The following is an 18,572-nucleotide window of genomic DNA, read 5'->3' as shown; positions in this document are numbered from 1 at the left end:
GGCGGCCGGCACGACCATGCGGGGCACGGGGAAGGTGCGGTGCATGGGCATGGCGGGAGCGTGTCGTGGGGTATGGCCGCGCAGGCGACCTTGCACTGCCTGACGGGCTGTGCGATCGGTGAGGTGCTCGGCATGGTGATCGGGACGGCGCTCGGCTGGCCGAACCTGTCCACCATCGCCCTCGCCGTGGCGCTGGCGTTCTTCTTCGGGTACGCGCTCACCATGCGGGGCGTCCGTAAGGCGGGGCTCACGTGGCGCGCCGCGTTCAAGGTCGCGCTGGCCGCGGACACCGTCTCGATCGCGATCATGGAGGTGCTGGACAACGGGGTCATGCTGATCGTGCCGGGGGCGATGCACGCCGGGCCGGCGAGCCCTCTGTTCTGGGGGGCGCTGGCGTTCGCCTTCCTGGTGGCGTTCGTCCTCACGACGCCGATCAACCGCTGGATGATCGGCCGCGGCAAGGGGCACGCCGTGGTGCACCGGTACCACCATTGAGCGCCCGACCGGCGGGTTCGCCTCCTCGCCTTCGGCACAATGGCGGTGAGGTGATCGTGTGGAGGGACTGGGCGGTTCGCTCGAGCGCGCCATCATGGACGTCCTGTGGGCCGAACCCGGGCCCCTGCGCGTTCGTGGGCTGCTGGCGAGGCTGAACGAGAGGCAGCCGAAGCCGCTCGCCTACAACACCGTCCAGACGGTGGCGGAGCGGCTCGCGCGCAAGAACATGCTGGAGAAGATCCCGGACGGCCAGGCGTTCCGTTACGGTCCGACGCGCACCCGGGAGGAGTACGTGGCCGAGGTGATGATCGACGCCCTGACCGGGGCGGGGTCCGACCACGGTGCCGTCCTGGCGCGCTTCGCCGAAGGGGTGCCGCCCGAGGACGCGCGGCGCCTCCTGGAGGTGCTGCGCCGCCGCGCGGCCGGCGAGCCCGGGTCCTGACCCGATGCCGGTTCTCCTCGTCGTCCTGCTCGCCGCCGTGCTGCTGCTCGGCTGGGGGGCCGGTCCCGTGCTGGAGCGGTTCTCGTCCGGGACGCACCCGGGCACGGCGCTCGGCGCCTGGCTGGGCGCCGTGGCCGGGACGTTCGCCGCGGTCACCGGCGCGGTGCTGATCGCCCTGCTGTGGCCGCCGACGCCGGGGCACGGGTTCGTGGAGTGGCTGCACGGCTGCCTGCCGCATCACCGGGCGGCGGCCACCGTCGCGGCCGGTGCGCTGAGCGTGCCGCTGCTCTGCCTGTGCGGGCGGCGGCTGATGCGCATGGTGCCCCGGCTCCGAGGAACGCTGCGGCGGAGGCGGGAGCACCGCGAGATGCTCCACATGGTGGCGCACGAAGACGAACGGCACGCGGACGTCCTGCTCCTGGACCATCCGGTGCCGGTCGCGTACTGCCTGCCCTCGCGTGGACGGCCGATCGTCGTGTCGACCGGCGCCCGGCGGAGGCTCACCGCGCGGCAGTTGTCGGCCGTCCTGGAGCATGAACGAGCGCATCTGCGTCAGCGTCACCACCTGGTGCTGCTCCTGCTGGACGCCGCCCACGCCCTGCTGCCGTGGTCGCCGACCGTCCGGCGGGCCGGGGCGCTCGTCCCGCTCCTGCTCGAGATGGCCGCCGACGACGCCGCCGCGCGCGCCGCGGGACGCCGGACGCTCGCCGACGCGCTGCGGCGGGTCGGAAGCGGCCCGGGGTTCGCGGGCGCACTCGCCGCGGCGGACGGTGGAACGCTGACGAAGCGGCTGGCCCGGCTGGAGGGGAGGGCCGAGCGCCCCGGACGGGCGGGACGGCCCGTCGCGTGGGCGCTCTCGGTCGGCGCGGCCGTCGTGCCGCTGCTCACGACCGCCGCGGCCGTCGGCCGGCTGGTCCCGCCCTGCTGACACCGGTCAGCCGGGCGCCCATTCGGCCGTGTGGGCGGTGACGAAGTCGGGGAAGGAGCGGGGCGGGCGGCCGGTGAGGTCGAGGACCGTGGTGGTGACGTGGTCTTCGCGGCCGGCCCTGATGCTCTCTTCCACGGCGGCGAGGGCGGCGGCGAAGTCGGCGGGCATTCCGGCGGCCCGGTAGGCGGCCGCCTGCTCGTCGACGCCGATGCGGACCGTGCGGACCGGACGTCCGGTGCGGGCGGTGATGATCGTCGCCGCTTCCGCGTAGCTCAGTGCCTTCGGCCCGGTGAGCAGGTGGTCGCCCTGGTCGATGCCGGGGGCGGACAGGAGGACGGCCGCGACGGCCGCGATGTCGCGGGCGTCGATCCAGCCGAGGCGTCCGTCGCCCGCGGCGGTGCGGATCTCGCCGTGCCGCCGGATCCGCTCGCCCAGGGGGTGGGGGCTCAGGAAGTTCTGCATGAATCCGGACGCGCGCAGCACCGCCCATCCGGGGGTGGACCGCACTCGCGCGGCCAGTTCGAGCGCGCCGGGGGCGTTCGGCAGTTCGACGGCGGAGCCGAGGAGCACCACGCGGCGGACGCCGAGGCGTTCGGCGTCGTCCAGGAAGGGGCCGACGTGCGGCATCGGGTCCACGGTCGCGAGCGGGGGGACGAGGAAGATCCGGTCGATTCCGTGCAGCGCGGGCCCGTGGGTCGCCGGGTCGTGCCAGTCGAACCGGACCGTGTCGGGGCCGGGGGGCGGGGTGCGGCTCGCCACCCGGACCGGCGTGTTCCGGGCGCGCAGCAGTTCGACCAGCGCGCTCCCGGTCTTCCCGGTGCCGCCCGTCACCAGCACGCGGGTCATCGGACGGCCGCCGCGTCGAGCAGCTCGGGCAGGGTTCCGGACGCCGCGGCGGCGGCCAGGGGGTTCCAGTAGTCGCGGTAGCGGGTGATCAGGCCGTCCTGGACGGTCGTCACGACGATGTAGTCGAGCCGGTAGGGCTCGCCGGTGCGCACCGTTCGTCCGTGCGCGGTGAACTCGACGACGATGGTGTCCGGACGTTCGGTGCGGTGCACGGTGATGGTGGGGATCTCGCGCACGTCCATCAGCTCCGGGTAGCCGGCCAGGTAGCCGCGGACCTCCTCCCGGCCGTCCAGGCGCCGGGGTGAGGTGCCCGTGGCGAACGGGAACTCGGCGGTGCCGTGCTCCGCCCACAGGTCGGCGATGGCGTCCATGTCCTTGGCGAGCAGCAGGTCCAGGAGCCGGTGGAAGGTTTCTTCGGGAGTGCGTGGCACGGGTCCTCCAGGTGTGTCGGGACGACCCCAGGTTGGGTGCGCGGCGGGAGCCGGGGAACGGACGGTCGAGCCACGGACTGCCGGTACGTGGTCAAGCCCGGACCGCCCGTGCCAGCATGAACCGGGTGAGCAGGGACGAACTGGCCGACTTCCTGCGTCGGCGGCGGGAGGCGCTGCGCCCGGACCAGGTGCCGGCCGCGGCCGTCCATCCGCCGGGGCGCCGCGCCCGGCGCACTCCCGGGCTGCGCCGGGAGGAGGTGGCCGCGCTGGCGGCGGTGTCGGTGAGCTACTACGAACGGCTCGAGCAGGCCCGCGCGCCGCGCCCGTCCCCGGAGGTGCTGGCCGCGCTGGGGAGGGCGCTGCGGCTCACCGCGGCGGAGCGCGAGCACCTGGCGCGGCTGGCGGGGCAGGTCCCGCCGGGCACCGACGACGATCGGGGGCCGGTGCCCGGCGACGTCCGCCGGCTGCCGGACCGGCTCGGGCCGATCCCCGCCTACCTGGTGGACGAGCGGCAGGACATCGTGGCGTGGAACCGCGCGGCCGTCGAACTGATCACCGACTTCGGGCTGCTGCCCGCCGAGGAGCGCAACACCGTGCGCCTGTCCATCCGGCTGGACGGCGTTCTCTGCTCGGCGGCCCCGGGCGCGGAGGGCGCGTTCGCCCGGCAGTTCGCCGCCCGGTTGCGCGCGGCGCGCGTCCGCCGTCCGTCCGACCGGGTCCTCGGGGAGCTGGTGAACGCGTTCGCCGCGCACAGCCCGGACTTCGCCGCCGGGTGGCGCGAGCACGATGTGCGGCCCATGACGACGGTGCGCAAGCGCCTGCGGCATCCGGAGCTCGGCGAGCTGGAGCTGGACCGCCAGACCCTGCTGGTGCCCGGCACGGACCTGCAACTGGTGATGTACACGGCGGAACCGGGCACCCCGAGCGCCGCCGCCCTCGCCCGGCTCGGGGGGTGACCGGCGGCCTCACCGTGGGCGGGGGGTTTCGAGGGCTTCGGCCCGGCGGGTGAGGTCGGCGGCGATGCCGTCCCAGTCGGGGCCGTGCAGCAGCAGGTTGTCGGCGGCGCGGCGCAGCAGCGCGGGGTCGTCGGGGCGTTGCAGGAGCACGAGGCGGTACGCGAGGTTGCGCACCCAGACCGGCAGGCGGCCGTCGACGATGTTCGGGCAGAGCTCGTCCAGCATGGCGAGGATCGCGTCCGCGTCGGCGAACGTCAGCTCTTCGACGAAGTAGTGCTCCCGGTCGCACGCGGGCGTGGGCCGGTAGTCGTCCCCGTAGAGGCAGCGGGCGTGCTCCGTCAGGGTCCCGTGCATGCCCGGCAGCCTAAGGCCGGCGTGACCCGGGGGCAGCCGTCCGGGCAGCCGGCCGATGTCGCCGTTCACGGCGGTGCCGCCTGAGTGGAAGGTTGTTCTCGCAGAAGGTGAACGGCTTCCGCGTTCCGTCGCTCGCGATGGGACGGTCTGTTTGCCTCTCGTCACTCGGGGTAGTCGATTGCGGATCATCGATCCATCCCGGTCGTCGGCGAGAGGGGGACGGGCCGTGCGGATCCCGGGAACGTCCGTGGTCGGGACGGTCCTCGCCACGGCGGGCACGGGCGTGCGCCGGGCGGCCGCGCTCGCCGCCGGGGGCCCGCGCCGCCGGGTGTGGGCCGCGGACGGACGCGCGCACGTCCAGGTGAACGGCCTGTCGGGCACCGGGCGGGCGCACCGCCGGTACGCGAAGGCGGTGACCGAGGCGGTGCGGCGGCTGGAGGGCGTCGACTGGGCGGAGGTCAACGCGGTCACCGGGCACGTCCTGGTGGCGTACGCGGAGGACGCCCTGGACGTCCGGGACCTCGTGTCGGCGGTCGAGGACGTGGAGGCGGCGCACGAGGCCGGCGGTTTCGACGCGTCCGCGCACACGGTGCCGCCGGACGACGAGATGGCGTGGGCGGCGGCGATGTCCGCGCTCGCGGCGGACTGCGCGGGGATCGCGGGCGCGATCGCCGGACGGCTGCTCGCGCGGCCGCCGCTGCCGAGCACCGTGCGGGCCGCGGTGTCGGCGGCGGAGTCGATCCCGCAGGTGCGGCGGCTGGTGGAGGGACGGCTGGGGGTGCTCCGCGCGGACGCCCTGCTGGGGGTCGCGAACGCCGTCGCGCAGGGCACCGGCCAGGGGCTCGTGCCGGTCGCGGTCGACGCCGTCCACCGGACCTTCCAGCTGTACGAGATCGCGGCGCGGCGGGAGGCGTGGCGGGCCCGGGAGCCGCGCCTCGGGACGCCGGGGCAGCCGCGCGAGTGCGGCGCCCGCGCCGTCCGCCCGTGCCCCCTGCCGGACGGGCCGGTGGAGCGGGCCGCGGACCGCACCGCGCTCGGGAACCTGCTCGGCGGCCTCGGCGTGCTGGCCGGGACGCGCGACGCGTCCGCCGCGGCCGAGCTGCTGATGGCGACCGTCCCGAAGGCGGCGCGGCACGGCCGGGAGGCGTTCGCGGCGGTGCTGGGGCACGACCTCGCGCGGCGCGGCGTGGTGCAGCTCGACCCGGGGGCGCTGCGGCGGCTGGACCGGGTCGGCGCGGTGGTGATCGACTCGGCGGTGCTGTGCGACGGGGAGCTGCGGCTGCTGTCGGCGGTCGCGACCGGCGGGACGCTCGACGACGCGGGCGTGTGGCGGGCGGCGGACGCGGTGCTCGCCGGGTACGGGCACGACGACCTGCGGGGCCCCGGACCGTGGCCCGGCGCGGACGGGTGGCGGCTGGCGCGGGCGGCGGACGCGCCGCCGGGCGGCCCCGCCGACCCGGACGGCGTCACCCTCGACCTCGTCGACGGCGACGGCCGCGCGTGCGGCCGGGTGCGGGTCGGGTCGTCGCTCGACCCGCTCGCCGAGGGCCTGCTCACCGCCGCGCACGGGGCCGCGGACGTCGTCGTCCTCACCGAGCACGCCAGCACCCGCGAGCTGCTGGCCTGGGGGGACGACTCCCCGGTGGCGGCGGGCGAGCTGGCGCGGTGCGTCCGCGACCTGCAACGCGACGGCCGGGGCGTGCTGGTCGTCGCGGGCGGGGACGACGCCGCGCTGGACGCGGCCGACGTGGGGATCGGCGTGCTGCGCGGGGACGCGCCCGCCGACTGGCGCGCGGACCTCGTGTGCGGGCCGGGGCTGGCGGAGGCGTGGCGGCTGCTGGCGGCGGTCCGGCCCGCGCGGCGGGCGAGCGAGCGGGCCGCGCAGCTTTCGCTGAGCGCGTCCGCGCTGGGCGCGCTGCTGATGGTGGGGCGGCGGCCGCGGAGCCGCGCCGGGCGGGGGCCGCTGGGCCGCGCGGTCGGCTCGTGGCGGGACGTCCCGCCGGTGTACGCGGCGTCGCTGTCGGCGATGCTGGCGAACGCCGTGACCGCGCGGCGGCTGAACCATCGCCCGCTGCCGCCCCCGGTGGTCCGGGACGCGTGGCACGCGCTGACCGCCGAGGAGGCGTGGCGCCGCCTGGCGCGCACCAAGGCCGGCCGGGCGGACGGGCGCGCGGACGGGCGCCCGCACGGGGAGCGGCGCGCGGTCGCGCGGCCCGTCGGGGCCGGGCTGCGGCTCGCCGCGGCCGTCCGGCAGGAGCTCGACGACCCGCTGACGCCCGTCCTGGCGCTGGGCGCGGCGGCGTCGGCGGTGGTGGGATCGAGCGTGGACGCGCTGCTGGTGGCCGGGGTGATGACGGGCAACGCGCTGATCGGCGCGGCGCAGCGGATGCGGGCGGAGCGGGCTCTCGAGGACCTGATGCTGGGGCAGCGGATCCACGCCCGCCGGCTGCGCGTCGAGCCCGGCGCGACCGGCGGGTTCGAGACGCTGCGCAACGCGGGAGGCGACCGGGTCACCGCGGACCGGCTGCGCGCCGGGGACGCGATCCTGCTGAACGCCGAGGACGTCGTGCCGGCGGACGCCCGGCTGCTGTGGGCGGAGTCGTTCGAGGTGGACGAGGCCACGCTGACCGGCGAGTCGGTGCCGGTCGGCAAGAGCGTCGAGCCGTCGCCGGGCGACGACCCGGCCGACCGGCACTGCATGGTCTACGAGGGGACGACGGTCAGCGCGGGCTCGGCGGTCGCCGCGGTCGTCGCGACCGCCGAGGCGACGGAGGCGGGCCGGGCCGCGGCGCTCGCGGGCGGCGCGGACCCGTCGTCCAGCATGCAGGCGCGGCTGGCGGAGCTGACGCACCGGGCGCTGCCCGCGACCGCGCTCGGCGGCGCGGCCGTCACCGGGCTCGGGCTGCTGCACGGGCTGAACCTGCGGCACGCCCTCGGCTCGGGCGTCGCGATCGCCGTCGCGGCCGTCCCCGAGGGGCTGCCGCTGGTCGCGACGGTGTCGCAGCTCGCGGCGGCGCGGCGGCTGTCGCGGCTCGGGGTGCTGGTCCGGTCCACGCGGGCGCTGGAGGCGCTCGGCCGGGTCGACACGCTGTGCTTCGACAAGACCGGCACGCTCACCGAGGGGCGGCTGCACGTCGTCCGGGCGTCCGGTCCCGGGCGTCCGCTGCCGCTGACCGGGGAGGACGGGCGGCGGATCCTGCGGGTCGCGGCGCGCGCGTGCCCGCCGCCGGGCGAGGGGCAGGCCCCGCACGCCACCGACCGGGCCGTGCTGGAGAGCGCGGAGAGCCTGCCGCCCGACACCGGGTGGCGGCTGGCGGAGGAACTGCCGTTCGAGACGACCCGGGGCTTCTCGGCGTCCCTCGGACACGATGGCGACCGGGCGGTCATCGCGGTGAAGGGCGCCCCGGAGATGCTGCTGGCCAAGTGCGGCCGCGTCCACGACGGGCCGCGGCGCCCCGACCTGAAGAACGCCGCCCGCAAGGGCGGCAGGGCCGCGGGCGGGGAGGACGCGCCGCTCACCGCCGCGCGCCGCCGGTCGGCCGCCGCGACCGTGCACCGGCTGGCCGGGCAGGGCCTGCGGGTGCTCGCCATCGCGGAGCGGACCGTCCCGGACGCCGACGGGGTGCGCGGCGAGATCGCCGAGCACGTCGACGACCTCACCCTGCTGGGCTTCATCGGCATCGCCGACACCCCGCGCCCCACCGCCGAGGAGGCCGTGCAGCGGCTCCGCGACGCCGGCGTCCGGGTCACCATGATCACCGGCGACCATCCGGACACCGCCGCCGCCGTCGCCGCCGAACTCGGCATCCCCGGCGCCGACCAGGTCCTCACCGGCGCCGAGATGGACGCCATGCCGGCCGCCGCGCGGGTGAAGGCGGTCGAGGTCGCGTCCGTGTTCGCCCGGGTGTCGCCCGCCCAGAAGGTCCGCATCGTCAAGGACCTGCACCGCGCCGGGCGGGTGGTCGCGATGACCGGCGACGGCGCGAACGACGCCGCCGCCATCCACCGCGCGGACGTCGGCATCGCCGTCGCTGGGCGCGGCTCCGGCGCCGCCCGCAGCGCGGCCGACCTGGTGCTCACCGCGCCCGACACCGCGCTGATCCTGGACGCCCTCCGCGAGGGACGCGCGCTGTGGCGCAGCGTCCGCGACGCCGCGGCGATCCTCGTCGGCGGCAACGCGGGCGAGGTGGCGTTCACCGTCCTCGGGACGGCCCTCGAGGGGAACGCCCCGCTGAGCCCCCGCCAGGTGCTCGTCGTCAACATGCTCACCGACATGCTCCCGTCGCTCGCCGTCGCGATCACCCCCGCCGGGCCGGGCGCCGACCCGGCCGCGCCGCTCGGCGCCCCGGTGCGCGGGTTCACCGGCCGGGACATGCGGCAGGTCCTCGCCGTGCGCGGCACCGCGACCGCCGCGGCGGCCCTGGTGTCCTGGCAGGCCGGACGGATCGCCGGGTTCCTGCCGGGCGGGGCGCGGCGCGCGTCCACGATGGGCCTCGCCGCGCTCGTCGGCGCCCAGCTCGGCCAGACGCTCATCGCGCGCTGGCACAGCCCGCTCGTCCTGGCGACCTGCGCGGCGTCGGCCGTCGCGCTGTTCGGCATCGTCGAGACGCCCGGGATCAGCCAGTTCTTCGGCTGCACCCCGCTCGGCGCCGGGGCGTGGACGGTGGTCCTGCTGGCCGCCGCGGGCGCGACGCTCGGTGCCGCGGTGGCGCCGAAGCTGCTGCCGTCCACCGCCGGCCCGGCGCCGGTCCCGGCGGCCTGAACCCGCCGCGCGCGGCCGGCGGCGCCCGGGGCGGCGGGTCCCGGAGCGGCGCGCCCTTGTAGTGAAGGGGGACGAGCGGGTATGAATGGGATGCAGCGAAGGGGAGTAGTCCTGTAACACCGCTGGTCGACACACTGGACGTCTTCGGGCGTCCCGGCCATCGGGCCCGCGGCGAACGCGGGCGGACGAGACCTTCGGCCAGGCATGATGCGGCCCGCACGACCGTGCGGGGCGTTCCGTCGTGCCGGGCCGAGCGGTCCTCCCCCGGGACGCGGAGCGCTCTGCCCGGCCCCAGCAGAAAGCGCCCGCGAATGCACCTCGACCCGCTGGCGGTCCTCACCGCCTTCGGTCTGATCTTCCTCGCCGAACTCCCCGACAAGACGATGTTCGCGTCGCTCGCCATGGGCACGCGCATGCGCCCCCTGTACGTCTGGTTCGGCACGTCCACCGCGTTCGTCGTGCACGTGGCCCTCGCCGTGGGCGCCGGAAGCCTGCTGAGCCTGCTGCCCGGGACGGCCGTGAAGCTGGTGTCGGCGGCGCTGTTCGCCTTCGGCGCCGTCATGCTGTGGCGCGGCGGCGGCGACGACGGCGAGCAGGACGCGGGCGGGAGGACCGTGACGTCCTTCTGGCCCGTCTACACCACCGCGTTCACGGCCGTGTTCGTCAGCGAGTGGGGCGACCTGACCCAGATCACCACCGCGAACCTGGCCGCGACGAACGGCTGGCTGCCGACGGCGATCGGCGCGGCCGCCGCGCTGATGTCGGTGTCGGCGCTGGCGCTGCTCGCGGGCCGGTTCATCGCGAAGCGGGTCCCGCTGCGGACCGTCCAGCGCGTCGGCGCCCTGTGCATGGCGGCCCTGGCCGCCTGGACGCTCGTCGAGGCGTTCACCGGCTGACGGGTCACCGGCTGACGGGTCACCGGCTGACGCCCGGGGCCGGATCCGGTCCCTGACACGGCCTTGACCGCGAGTGCGGCGCCCGGAGGATGGAGGCGACCGGGCAGGCCGCGAAAGGACCGACGATGGGCCAGGGACGACCGCGGGCCGAGATCGGGCTCGACGACATCGACTTCTCCGACCTCGACTTCTGGGCCCGTCCCCTGGACGAGCGGGAGGCGGCGTTCGCGCTGCTGCGGGCGCGGCCGGGCGCGCCGTTCTTCGCGGAGACCGAGGACTTCGGCGCGGGCGTCGGCCGCGGCTACCACGTGCTGACGCGGCACGCGGACGTCCTCGAGGCGAGCCGGCGCCCGGACGTGTTCAGCTCCGCGCCGGGCGTCCGGATCGGCGAGAAGCCCGCCGAGTTCTTCGAGATCTTCGACTCGATGATCGAGATGGACGATCCCAGGCACGCGCGGCTCCGCCGGATCGTGTCGCGGGCGTTCACCCCGCGGATGATCCGGCGGTTCGCCGACGACGTGGAGCGCATCGCCGCGGAGATCGTGGACGTGGTGGCCGGCCGGGGGTCGTGCGACTTCGTCGCCGACATCGCCGCGCCGCTGCCGCTGCGGATCATCTGCGACCTGATGGGCGTCGACGCGAAGGACCACGCGTTCGTCTTCGACCGGACGAACGTCGTCCTCGGCGCCGAGGACCCCGAGTACGCGGCCGGGTACGCCGACCCGGGCGCGGCCATGCTCACGGCCGCGAACGAGCTCGGCGCCCTCGTCGAGGACCTCGCCCGGGCCCGCGCCGAACGTCCCACGGACGACCTGACCAGCGCGCTCGTCCACGCGAACCCCGACGGGGAGCGGCTGACCCGGCAGGAGCTCGCGTCGTTCTTCGTGCTGCTCGTCCTCGCGGGCAACGAGACGACCCGCAACGCGATCTCGCACGGCCTCGTGCTGCTGACCGGCAATCCGGAGCAGCGGGACCGCTGGGCGTCGGACTTCGACGGGTACGCGCGGACGGCCGTGGAGGAGATCGTCCGCGTCGCGTCCCCGGTCGTCTACATGCGGCGGACGCTGACCCGCGACCACGAGACGGCGGGCGGCCTGCGGTTCGCGGAGGGCGACAAGGTCCTGCTGTGCTACTGGTCGGCGAACCGGGACGAATCGGTGTTCGACGCCCCGTACCGGTTCGACATCGCCCGCGACCCGAACCCGCACGTCGGGTTCGGCGCGGCCGGGCCGCACTTCTGCCTCGGCGCCCACCTGGCCCGCCGCGAGATCACCGTGATGTTCCGCGAGCTGTTCCGGCGCGTGCCCGACATCCGCGCGTCCGGCGAACCGGACCGGCTGCGCTCCGCCTTCATCAACGGGATCAAGCGGCTGCCGTGCGCGTTCACGCCCGTCCGCTGAGGCTTTGTGTCCACTTTGAACGACCTGCGGTGCTCTTGGTGCGGTTGGGGGGAGGTTACGGGCGGTCGTACTTGATCGCCTACTTCTTGAGGAGTCGTGCATGGCAGCCGATCGTTCGACGAACACCACCCGGTCCAGCCAGCCGTGGCTGCACGTGGACGGGACGGAGATCCAGGAATTCGGGACCATGCGGATGTTCCCGCTCGGCCTCTCCCGGGACGCGAGGGAGTACTCCTGCCAGCGGCTCAACCAGATCCTGGCGGACTCCCAGATCCTCTACAGCCACTACAAGAAGCACCACTGGCTGATGCGCGGGCCGACGTTCTACCAGCTTCACCTGCTGCTGGACAAGCACGCCGGCGAGCAGCTCGAACTCATCGACGCGATCGCGGAACGCGTCCAGACGCTCGGCGGCGTCGCGGTCGGCGACCCGCGGCACGTCGCGGAGATCACCGTGATCCCGCGGCCGCCGAACGGCGTCGAGGAGGTCCCGGCGATGCTGTCCCGCCTGGTCGAGTCGCACGAGACCATCCTCGTGGCCTGCCACGACGCGGCCGCCCGCACGCAGGAGATGGGCGACGACGGGACGAACGACCTGCTCGTCTCCGAGGTCATCCGCACGAACGAACTCCAGGCGTGGTTCCTGATCGAGCACCTCGTCGACACCCCGCTCGTCGAACGCCCGCAGCGCGTGCCGCACACGCACAACTGACCGTCCGCGGGCGCGGTAGCGTGGCGCCGTCCGGACGTCGTACGGGGAGCGCGGGCGGTTGCACATCGAGCTGGTGACGATCGTCGTCGACGACTACGACCGGGCGATCGGGTTCTTCACGGACGTCCTCGGCTTCGACCTCGTCGAGGACTCGCCGGCGCGGACGGACGACGGCCGCCCGAAGCGGTGGGTCGTCGTCCGTCCGCCCGGCGGCGGGACCGGGATCCTGCTGGCGCGCGCGGACGGCCCGCGCCAGGCGGCCGCCGTCGGGGGCCAGGTCGCCGGACGCGTCGGGTTCTTCCTCCGCGTCGCCGACTTCGACGCCGAGCACGCGCGCCTGACCGCCGCGGGCGTCGAGTTCGTCGCGGCGCCGCGCACCGAGCCGTACGGGCGCGTGGCGGTCTTCCTCGACGTCGCGGGCAACCGCTGGGACCTCCTCGGCCCCGCGTGACCCCGGTACGCCCGGCGGCGACGCCGCCCCGCACGCCGCCCCGCACGCCGCCCCGCACGCCGCCCCGCACGCCGCCCCGCACGCCGCCGGCCCGCATGTCGTGGCCGTGCACGCCGCCGACCTCGGTGGACCATGTTCGCCGCGCGGAGGGCTTCGCCGCACGGGTCCCATCGTGCCCGCGCGGGCGGAGGGGCGGCCGGATGCGGACGATCGGCGGGTGAATGCGCGGAGCCGCGCCCGAAGCGTCCGCCGATGGTGGTAGTCAGATGTCGATGCGGGCGGCGCGAGGGGGTTCGGGTGAGGATTCGGACGGGCGTGCACGGGTCGGCGCGGGACGCCGGGTGAGGTTCGGGAGCGTCCCGATGGGCGCCGACAGGTCCCGCCGGGCGGCGATCGAGGAACTCGCGGGACGGCTGGCCGACGCGGCGCGGGCGGCGTTCACGCAGGCGCGGGAGGCGCATCCCGGCGAGACGTTCTACTGCTACGGGCTCTACACCGGCCCTCTCTACGAGTACATCCTGCCGACCTGCAGTTCGGAGGAGGGGCTGCGGGCGGTGGCGCGCGTGTACGCGGGCGAGTTCGGGCGCATGGCGGGGGAGTACGCGGACGAGCTGCGGTGGAGCGCAGCCGACTCGCCGCACCACCTGCTCGGCGAGCACCATTTCGCCCGGGTCGAGGAGCTGCTGGAGAGCCGGGGCGGCTCCGGGGCGATGGACGGCGCCGAGGTGGAGGCCGAGGTGGAGGTGCGGCGGGAGGCGTGCTTCCGGGCGCTGGCCCGGCTGGACGACGAGGGGTTCTTCGGGCGCGGGGACGAGCGCGACCGGGTGGTCGTGACGGTGCTCCAGGGCGACCAGAGCGATGAGAGCCGGCTGGAGAACGCGCGGCGGCTCAACCCGGCGGCCGCCGTGGCCCGGCTTCGCGACGGGAACCGGAGAGCCCGCTGACCTGGACTTTCGTCGTTTGGAACGGTCCCGGCGGTGGGGTCGGGGCGACGGCGGGCGTCCACCCGTGCGGGCCGGTATGCGGAGCCGCCGGGCGCGGCGCCGTCGCGGACCGGTTCAGCCGTTCAGCCAGGGGCCCGGGTGGTCGTCGCGGAAGCGGTCGAGGGTCTCCTGGTCGCGGGCGCGGACGGAGAGCATGGCGCCGTCGTCGCACAGCAGCACGCCGAGGGCGGTGTAGAACGCCACCTCGTCGCCGGGGAAGGGCAGCGGCACGCGGGTGAAGCGCCGCGCGAGGTCGTCGTCGCCGTCGTCGAGGTCGCGGTGGTCGCACAGCTCCCCGGCCTGCGTGGCCTCGGACAGGACGATCTCCAGGCACGCGACGGAGAAGGAGTCGTACCACGGTTCCCACGGGCCGTCGTCGATGCTCATCCGGACGGGCGGGTCGGCGGCCGCCGTTCCGCCCCCGGCCAGGTCGGCGACGAGGACGCCCCAGGTCGCGACGCCCTGGTTCTCCTCGCGGAACACGACCCCGCCCGCGTGCAGGTAGAAGTCCTCGGGCGCCAGCAGGCCGTGCAGGTTGGCGTGCAGGTCGGGGCGGCGGCCGAAGAGCGCGTACGCCTCGCGCAGCGCGGCGGGCAGCCGGACGCCGAGCGCGTCCTCGGCGGCGTCCAGGTCGGGGCCGGGGGTGCCGTCGCCGGGGCCGAGCGGGACGCCCCAGTGGGCGGCGAAGCCCCGGACGTACGTCCAGGCGGCCTCCCGGTCGTGGAGGGCGGCGGGAAGGTCGCGGACGATGTCGAAACCGGTCACGGGCGCGAACCTACCGGTACCCGGACGTTCCTGACCGTTCGTCCGCCGACGACGATCAGGCCTTATGTACAGGGCGTACAGAGCGTACAGTTTGCTCATGCGATTGCTGATGCTCGGAGGGACCGAGTTCGTGGGCCGGGCCGTCGTCGAGGACGCCCTCGCGCGCGGCTGGGACGTGACCGTCTTCAACCGGGGCCGGAACGAGCCGCCGCCGGGCGCGGCGGTCCTGCGGGGGGACCGGACGGCGCCGGACGGCCTCCGGGCGCTCGCCGACGCCGGCGGCGAATGGGACGCGGTCGTCGACGCGTGGTCGTGGGCGCCGTCCGCCGTGCGCGACGCCGCCCGCCTCCTCGCCGGACGCGCCGGGCGGTACGTGTACGTGTCCAGCCGTTCCGTCTACCCGCTCCCGTCCCCGCCCGGAGCCGACGAGGACGCGCCCGTCGTGGAGGGCTCCCCGGACGACGAGGGGTTCGACGACTACGCGCGGGCGAAGCGCGGCGGGGAGCTCGCCGCCGTCGGCGCCTTCGGCGCGGACCGGACCCTGCTGGTGCGCGCGGGCCTGATCCTCGGCCCGTACGAGAACATCGGGCGGCTGCCGTGGTGGCTCGCGCGGATCGCCGAGGGCGGCCGCGTCCTGGCGCCCGGGCCCCGCGACCTCGGCCTCCAGTACATCGACGTCCGCGACCTCGCCGCCTGGACGCTCGACGCGATCGGGAAACGGCTGGCCGGCCCCTACAACGCGGTGAGCGCCCCCGGACACGCGACGATGGGGGAACTGCTCGACGCCTGCATCCGGACGACGGGTTCCGACGCGCGGCTCGTCTGGACCGACCCGGAACGCGTCCTCGGCGCGGGCATCGAGCCGTGGACCGAACTCCCCGTCTGGCTTCCGCCCGGCGAGCTGTACGACAGCCTGCACCTCTCGAACGCGGACCGGGCCCTGTCCGCCGGGCTGCACTGCCGTCCCGTGGACGACACCGTCGCCGCCACCTGGGCGTGGCTGCGGACGATCGGGGGACGCGCCCCGCAGCGCGCCGACCGTCCGTCCCCGGGACTGCCGAGGGAGAAGGAGGCGCAGGTCCTGGACGGCTGAGGCCGCGAGCGAGGCCGCGCCCGGCACGCGCCCGGCCCGCGCCCGGTCGGCGCCCCGCCCCGCACCGGGGCCGCGCGGGGCGGCGTGATCTTGCACTTGGGGTCGTCGTTCCGGTGGACGCGGCGGCCCCCGGGCCGGTAGAGAGCACATATGACCGCTTTGGTACTCGGGCCCCACCTCCGGCACGTGAGCTCCCGCACGGCCACGATCTTCGTGGAGGTCGACCGTCCCTGCGAGGTGCGGGTCGTGGGCGAGGGCGTGGACGCGGCGGCGCGCACGTTCACCGTGCACGGCCACCACTACGCCGTCGTGGACGTCGACGGACTCCCGGCGGGCGCCCGGGTCCCGTACGAGGTCATCGCCGGCGGCGAGACCGTCTGGCCGCTCAACGCCGAGTTCCCCCCGAGCCTCCTCCGGACCCTCCCGGACGGCGGGGACCCGCTGCGCATCGCGTTCGGCTCGTGCCGCCGCTCGCCCGGCACCGTCGAGATGTTCGGGCACGACGCCCTCACCGCGCTGGCCCGCCGCCTGCGCGCGTTCGGCGACGGCGTCGACTGGCCGGACGTCCTGCTCATGGTCGGCGACCAGGTGTACGCGGACGAACTGGGCGACGAGATGCTCGAGTACATCCGCGAGCGGCGCGGCGACGAGCCGCCCGTCGGCGAGGTCGCCGACTATGAGGAGTACGTCCGGCTGTACGAGCTGGCGTGGCGCGAGGACGCGGAGGTGCGGTGGCTGCTGTCCACCGTGCCGACCTTCACGGTCTTCGACGACCACGACATCCGCGACGACTGGAACACCTCCTACGCGTGGCGCGAGGAGATGTGGGCGCAGCCGTGGTGGCGGGCGCGCATCACCGGCGGCATCGGGTCGTACTGGGTGTACCAGCACCTCGGGAACCTGTCGCCGCGGGAACGCGCCGACGACCCGATCTTCGCGCAGGTGCGGGCCGCGTCCGACGCGACCGGCGACGCCGGGGACGTCCTGGACGCCTTCAGCGAGCGCGCCGACCGCGAGCCCGAGAGCATGCGGTGGAGCTACGCGCACGACTTCGGCGGCGTCCGCTTCATCGTCGTCGACAGCCGCTGCTCCCGCCTGCTCACCCCCGACCGGCGCGGCATGCTGGACGACCGCGAGTTCGCGTGGCTGGGCGAGCTGTGCCAGGGCGACGTGGAGCACCTCGTCATCGCCAGTTCCCTGCCGTTCCTGCTGCCGCGCGCCATCCACGACGCCGAGAACTGGAACGAGGCGATCTCGGAGGGCGCGTGGGGGCGGCCCGGCGCGGCGCTCGGCGAGAGGATGCGGCAGGCCGTCGACCTGGAGCACTGGGCCGCGTTCGACCGCTCGTTCCGGGAGGTCGCCTCGCACGTCCTCGCGGTCGGGCGGGGCGAGCGCGGGGCCGTCCCGGCGAGCATCACGTTCCTGTCCGGCGACGTGCACTTCTCCTACCTGGCGCGGGTCGACGCGCCGGGACTCGAGACGGAGATCGCGCAGATCGTCTGCTCGCCGTTCCGCAACCCGCTGGACGGCAAGATCCGCATCGCCCAGCGGATCGCCTGCATGTGGGAGACCGCGACGCCGTTCCGGTGGCTCGGCAAGCTCGCCAAGGTGCCCCCGCCGCCGCTGAAGTGGCGCGTCACCCACGGGCCCTGGTTCGACAACGCGATCGCCACGGTGACGCTGGCGGGCCGCGACTGCGACGTCGCGTGGGAGTCGCCCCGCAACGCGGGCACGCTCGTCGAGCTGGGCCGCGCCGACATCACCGGCTGACCCGGCGCCGGACCCTCCACCGGAGGGGTGTGGTGTGCTCGCTCCGCCCCCTCGCCGGAGCGAGCACACCCCCCGGTAGCGGACGAAGCCCCCTCCGGCGACGTCCGCGCATCATCCAACGGCATCGCGAGGTGTCCATGACGCGACTCCCGCGAAAAAATCCGGTCTCCCCGAATTGAACGACAAACCGTCGTCAAGGCGTCACAATGAGCGAGCAAGGTCGACGCGGCGCGTGGGGGCGCGGCCGCGGAACGGCGGCAGGCGTGCGGCGCGAGGGGGGCGGTGTGCACCAGGAGGAGCCGGAGACCGGCGACGCGGCGCTCATCTCCCGTGTCCGCGCCGGCGACACCGACGCCTACGGGACGCTCTGCGAACGGCACGTCCCGGCCGCGCGCGGCCTCGCCCGGCACCTCGCCGACGGCGACGCCGCCGAGGACGCCGTCCAGGAGGCGCTCGCGCGGATCCTCGACCTGCTGCGGCGCGGCGGCGGCCCCGACTCCGGGTTCCGGCCCTACCTGCTGACGGCCGTGCGGCGCGCCGTGTACGACCGGTACCGCGCCGAGCGCCGCGTCCGCCCGACCGACCGGATCGACGACCTCGACCGCGGCACCCCATTCGAGGACCCGGCGCTGCGCGATCTGGAGCGGTCGATGGTCCTCGGCGCGTTCCACTCGCTGCCCGAACGCTGGCAGACGGTCCTGTGGCACACCGAGGTCGAGGGCGCCCGGCCCGCCGAGGTGGCCCCGCTGCTCGGCCTCACCCCCAACGGCGCCGCCGCGCTCGCCTACCGGGCCCGCGAGGGGCTGCGGCAGGCGTACCTGCAGATGCACCTGGCGGCGCTGCCCGTCGAGCGGGAAGCGTGCCGGGAGACGATCGGCAAGCTCGGCGCCTACGTGCGGGACGGCCTCGCCCGCCGCGACACCCGGCGCGTCCGCGGCCACCTCGACGGCTGCGCCGGCTGCAAGGCGGTCCACGCCGAACTCGCCGAGCTGAACGGCGCGCTCCGCGAGGCCCTCGGCCCGCTCGTGCTGGGCGCGGCGGCGACCGCGTACCTGGCGGTCGGCGGCGGCCTGTTCGGCTGGCTGGGGAACCTGCCCAAGCAGTGGCGGCAGGCGCTCGGCGCCGCCACCGTCGCGTGCGCCGTCGCGCTCGCGCTGGTCCTGGTGTCGAACGACGAGCCCACGCGGGAGCCGGAGCCCGTGCCGCCGGTCGTCGCGCAGCCGGTCGCCCCGGCGGGCCCGCCCGCCCCGGCGCCCGCCGATCCGCCGGCCCCGCCCGCGGCGGCCCC

General features: G+C 75.7%; 17 protein-coding genes. 13 read left to right on the top strand and 4 right to left on the bottom strand.

Going from position 1 to position 18,572, the window contains the following annotated elements:
* The first annotated feature begins 60 nt into the window (after window positions 1–60).
* From ACFQ11_RS24155 to ACFQ11_RS24145, 3 genes are read left to right on the top strand one after another with little or no spacing between them, the layout of a single operon-like run.
* The gene (locus ACFQ11_RS24155; protein ID WP_378302395.1) at window positions 61–495 is read left to right on the top strand and encodes a DUF4396 domain-containing protein; all 435 of its coding nucleotides are present in this window, start codon (window positions 61–63) and stop codon (window positions 493–495) included.
* Window positions 496–553: 58 nt separating this feature from the next.
* Window positions 554–937, top strand: a complete 384-nt coding sequence (locus ACFQ11_RS24150) for a BlaI/MecI/CopY family transcriptional regulator (protein WP_378302393.1) — start codon at window positions 554–556, stop codon at window positions 935–937.
* A 4-nt stretch (window positions 938–941) separates the two neighbouring features.
* A complete protein-coding gene (locus ACFQ11_RS24145; protein WP_378302391.1) occupies window positions 942–1,865 on the top strand; it encodes a M48 family metalloprotease in 924 nt (307 codons plus the stop codon).
* 6 nt (window positions 1,866–1,871) lie between these two features.
* Here the strand turns inward: ACFQ11_RS24145 and ACFQ11_RS24140 are convergent, their stop codons facing one another.
* Both ACFQ11_RS24140 and ACFQ11_RS24135 read right to left on the bottom strand, forming a co-directional pair.
* On the bottom strand, window positions 1,872–2,711 hold the full coding sequence (locus ACFQ11_RS24140) for a Rossmann-fold NAD(P)-binding domain-containing protein (protein WP_378302389.1): 840 nt from the start codon (window positions 2,709–2,711) through the stop codon (window positions 1,872–1,874).
* Complete coding sequence (locus ACFQ11_RS24135; protein ID WP_378302387.1) at window positions 2,708–3,142, bottom strand: nuclear transport factor 2 family protein; 435 nt, start codon at window positions 3,140–3,142, stop codon at window positions 2,708–2,710. Before ACFQ11_RS24135 ends, ACFQ11_RS24140 begins: the two co-directional genes overlap by 4 nt.
* Before the next feature lie 125 nt (window positions 3,143–3,267).
* Between ACFQ11_RS24135 and ACFQ11_RS24130 the strand changes: the two genes are divergently transcribed.
* Window positions 3,268–4,098, top strand: a complete 831-nt coding sequence (locus ACFQ11_RS24130) for a helix-turn-helix transcriptional regulator (protein ID WP_378302385.1) — start codon at window positions 3,268–3,270, stop codon at window positions 4,096–4,098.
* A gap of 9 nt (window positions 4,099–4,107) precedes the next feature.
* Here the strand turns inward: ACFQ11_RS24130 and ACFQ11_RS24125 are convergent, their stop codons facing one another.
* Entirely contained in the window at window positions 4,108–4,452 is a 345-nt protein-coding gene (locus ACFQ11_RS24125) for a hypothetical protein (protein WP_378302382.1), read from the bottom strand.
* Window positions 4,453–4,678: 226 nt separating this feature from the next.
* On the opposite strand from ACFQ11_RS24125, the gene ACFQ11_RS24120 reads away from it, so the two are divergent.
* From ACFQ11_RS24120 to ACFQ11_RS24095, 6 genes are all read left to right on the top strand, one after another.
* Entirely contained in the window at window positions 4,679–9,214 is a 4,536-nt protein-coding gene (locus ACFQ11_RS24120) for an HAD-IC family P-type ATPase (RefSeq protein WP_378302380.1), read from the top strand.
* A 311-nt stretch (window positions 9,215–9,525) separates the two neighbouring features.
* Entirely contained in the window at window positions 9,526–10,110 is a 585-nt protein-coding gene (locus tag ACFQ11_RS24115) for a TMEM165/GDT1 family protein (RefSeq protein WP_378302377.1), read from the top strand.
* A gap of 125 nt (window positions 10,111–10,235) precedes the next feature.
* A complete protein-coding gene (locus ACFQ11_RS24110; protein ID WP_378302375.1) occupies window positions 10,236–11,510 on the top strand; it encodes a cytochrome P450 in 1,275 nt (424 codons plus the stop codon).
* Between the two features lie 100 nt (window positions 11,511–11,610).
* Window positions 11,611–12,222: a Dps family protein gene (locus ACFQ11_RS24105; protein WP_378302373.1), complete on the top strand. Its 612-nt coding sequence runs from the start codon at window positions 11,611–11,613 to the stop codon at window positions 12,220–12,222.
* Between the two features lie 58 nt (window positions 12,223–12,280).
* On the top strand, window positions 12,281–12,673 hold the full coding sequence (locus ACFQ11_RS24100; RefSeq protein ID WP_378302371.1) for a VOC family protein: 393 nt from the start codon (window positions 12,281–12,283) through the stop codon (window positions 12,671–12,673).
* A 362-nt stretch (window positions 12,674–13,035) separates the two neighbouring features.
* A complete protein-coding gene (locus ACFQ11_RS24095) occupies window positions 13,036–13,617 on the top strand; it encodes a DUF4303 domain-containing protein (protein ID WP_378302369.1) in 582 nt (193 codons plus the stop codon).
* A 114-nt stretch (window positions 13,618–13,731) separates the two neighbouring features.
* Here ACFQ11_RS24095 and ACFQ11_RS24090 read toward each other — a convergent pair whose 3' ends face one another.
* A complete protein-coding gene (locus tag ACFQ11_RS24090) occupies window positions 13,732–14,421 on the bottom strand; it encodes a hypothetical protein (protein WP_378302367.1) in 690 nt (229 codons plus the stop codon).
* 97 nt (window positions 14,422–14,518) lie between these two features.
* Here ACFQ11_RS24090 and ACFQ11_RS24085 point away from each other — a divergent pair, with 97 nt between their 5' ends.
* The 3 genes from ACFQ11_RS24085 to ACFQ11_RS24075 form a co-directional block, all read left to right on the top strand.
* Window positions 14,519–15,514, top strand: coding sequence for an NAD-dependent epimerase/dehydratase family protein (locus ACFQ11_RS24085; protein ID WP_378302364.1), 996 nt, complete (start codon window positions 14,519–14,521; stop codon window positions 15,512–15,514).
* A gap of 150 nt (window positions 15,515–15,664) precedes the next feature.
* Window positions 15,665–17,284, top strand: a complete 1,620-nt coding sequence (locus ACFQ11_RS24080) for an alkaline phosphatase D family protein (protein ID WP_449193597.1) — start codon at window positions 15,665–15,667, stop codon at window positions 17,282–17,284.
* A 284-nt stretch (window positions 17,285–17,568) separates the two neighbouring features.
* Window positions 17,569–18,572: sigma-70 family RNA polymerase sigma factor (locus ACFQ11_RS24075; protein ID WP_378302360.1), on the top strand; the 1,004-nt coding region annotated here is incomplete at its 3' end.

Origin of the sequence: Actinomadura sediminis (assembly GCF_042675525.1) — a bacterium.
Lineage (GTDB): Bacteria > Actinomycetota > Actinomycetes > Streptosporangiales > Streptosporangiaceae > Spirillospora > Spirillospora sediminis.
Note: the sequence above shows the minus strand (reverse complement) of the source record. Positions and strands in the feature narration are given on the sequence as shown.

Bases quoted from the DNA above. Each gene is read 5' to 3' on its own strand.
- ACFQ11_RS24145 (WP_378302391.1), top strand. From the start codon at position 942: ATGCCGGTTCTCCTCGTCGTCCTGCTCGCCGCCGTGCTGCTGCTCGGC.
- ACFQ11_RS24140 (WP_378302389.1), bottom strand. From the start codon at position 2,711: ATGACCCGCGTGCTGGTGACGGGCGGCACCGGGAAGACCGGGAGCGCG.
- ACFQ11_RS24125 (WP_378302382.1), bottom strand. From the start codon at position 4,452: ATGCACGGGACCCTGACGGAGCACGCCCGCTGCCTCTACGGGGACGAC.
- ACFQ11_RS24115 (WP_378302377.1), top strand. From the start codon at position 9,526: ATGCACCTCGACCCGCTGGCGGTCCTCACCGCCTTCGGTCTGATCTTC.
- ACFQ11_RS24110 (WP_378302375.1), top strand. From the start codon at position 10,236: ATGGGCCAGGGACGACCGCGGGCCGAGATCGGGCTCGACGACATCGAC.
- ACFQ11_RS24105 (WP_378302373.1), top strand. From the start codon at position 11,611: ATGGCAGCCGATCGTTCGACGAACACCACCCGGTCCAGCCAGCCGTGG.
- ACFQ11_RS24095 (WP_378302369.1), top strand. From the start codon at position 13,036: ATGGGCGCCGACAGGTCCCGCCGGGCGGCGATCGAGGAACTCGCGGGA.
- ACFQ11_RS24085 (WP_378302364.1), top strand. From the start codon at position 14,519: ATGCGATTGCTGATGCTCGGAGGGACCGAGTTCGTGGGCCGGGCCGTC.
- ACFQ11_RS24080 (WP_449193597.1), top strand. From the start codon at position 15,665: ATGACCGCTTTGGTACTCGGGCCCCACCTCCGGCACGTGAGCTCCCGC.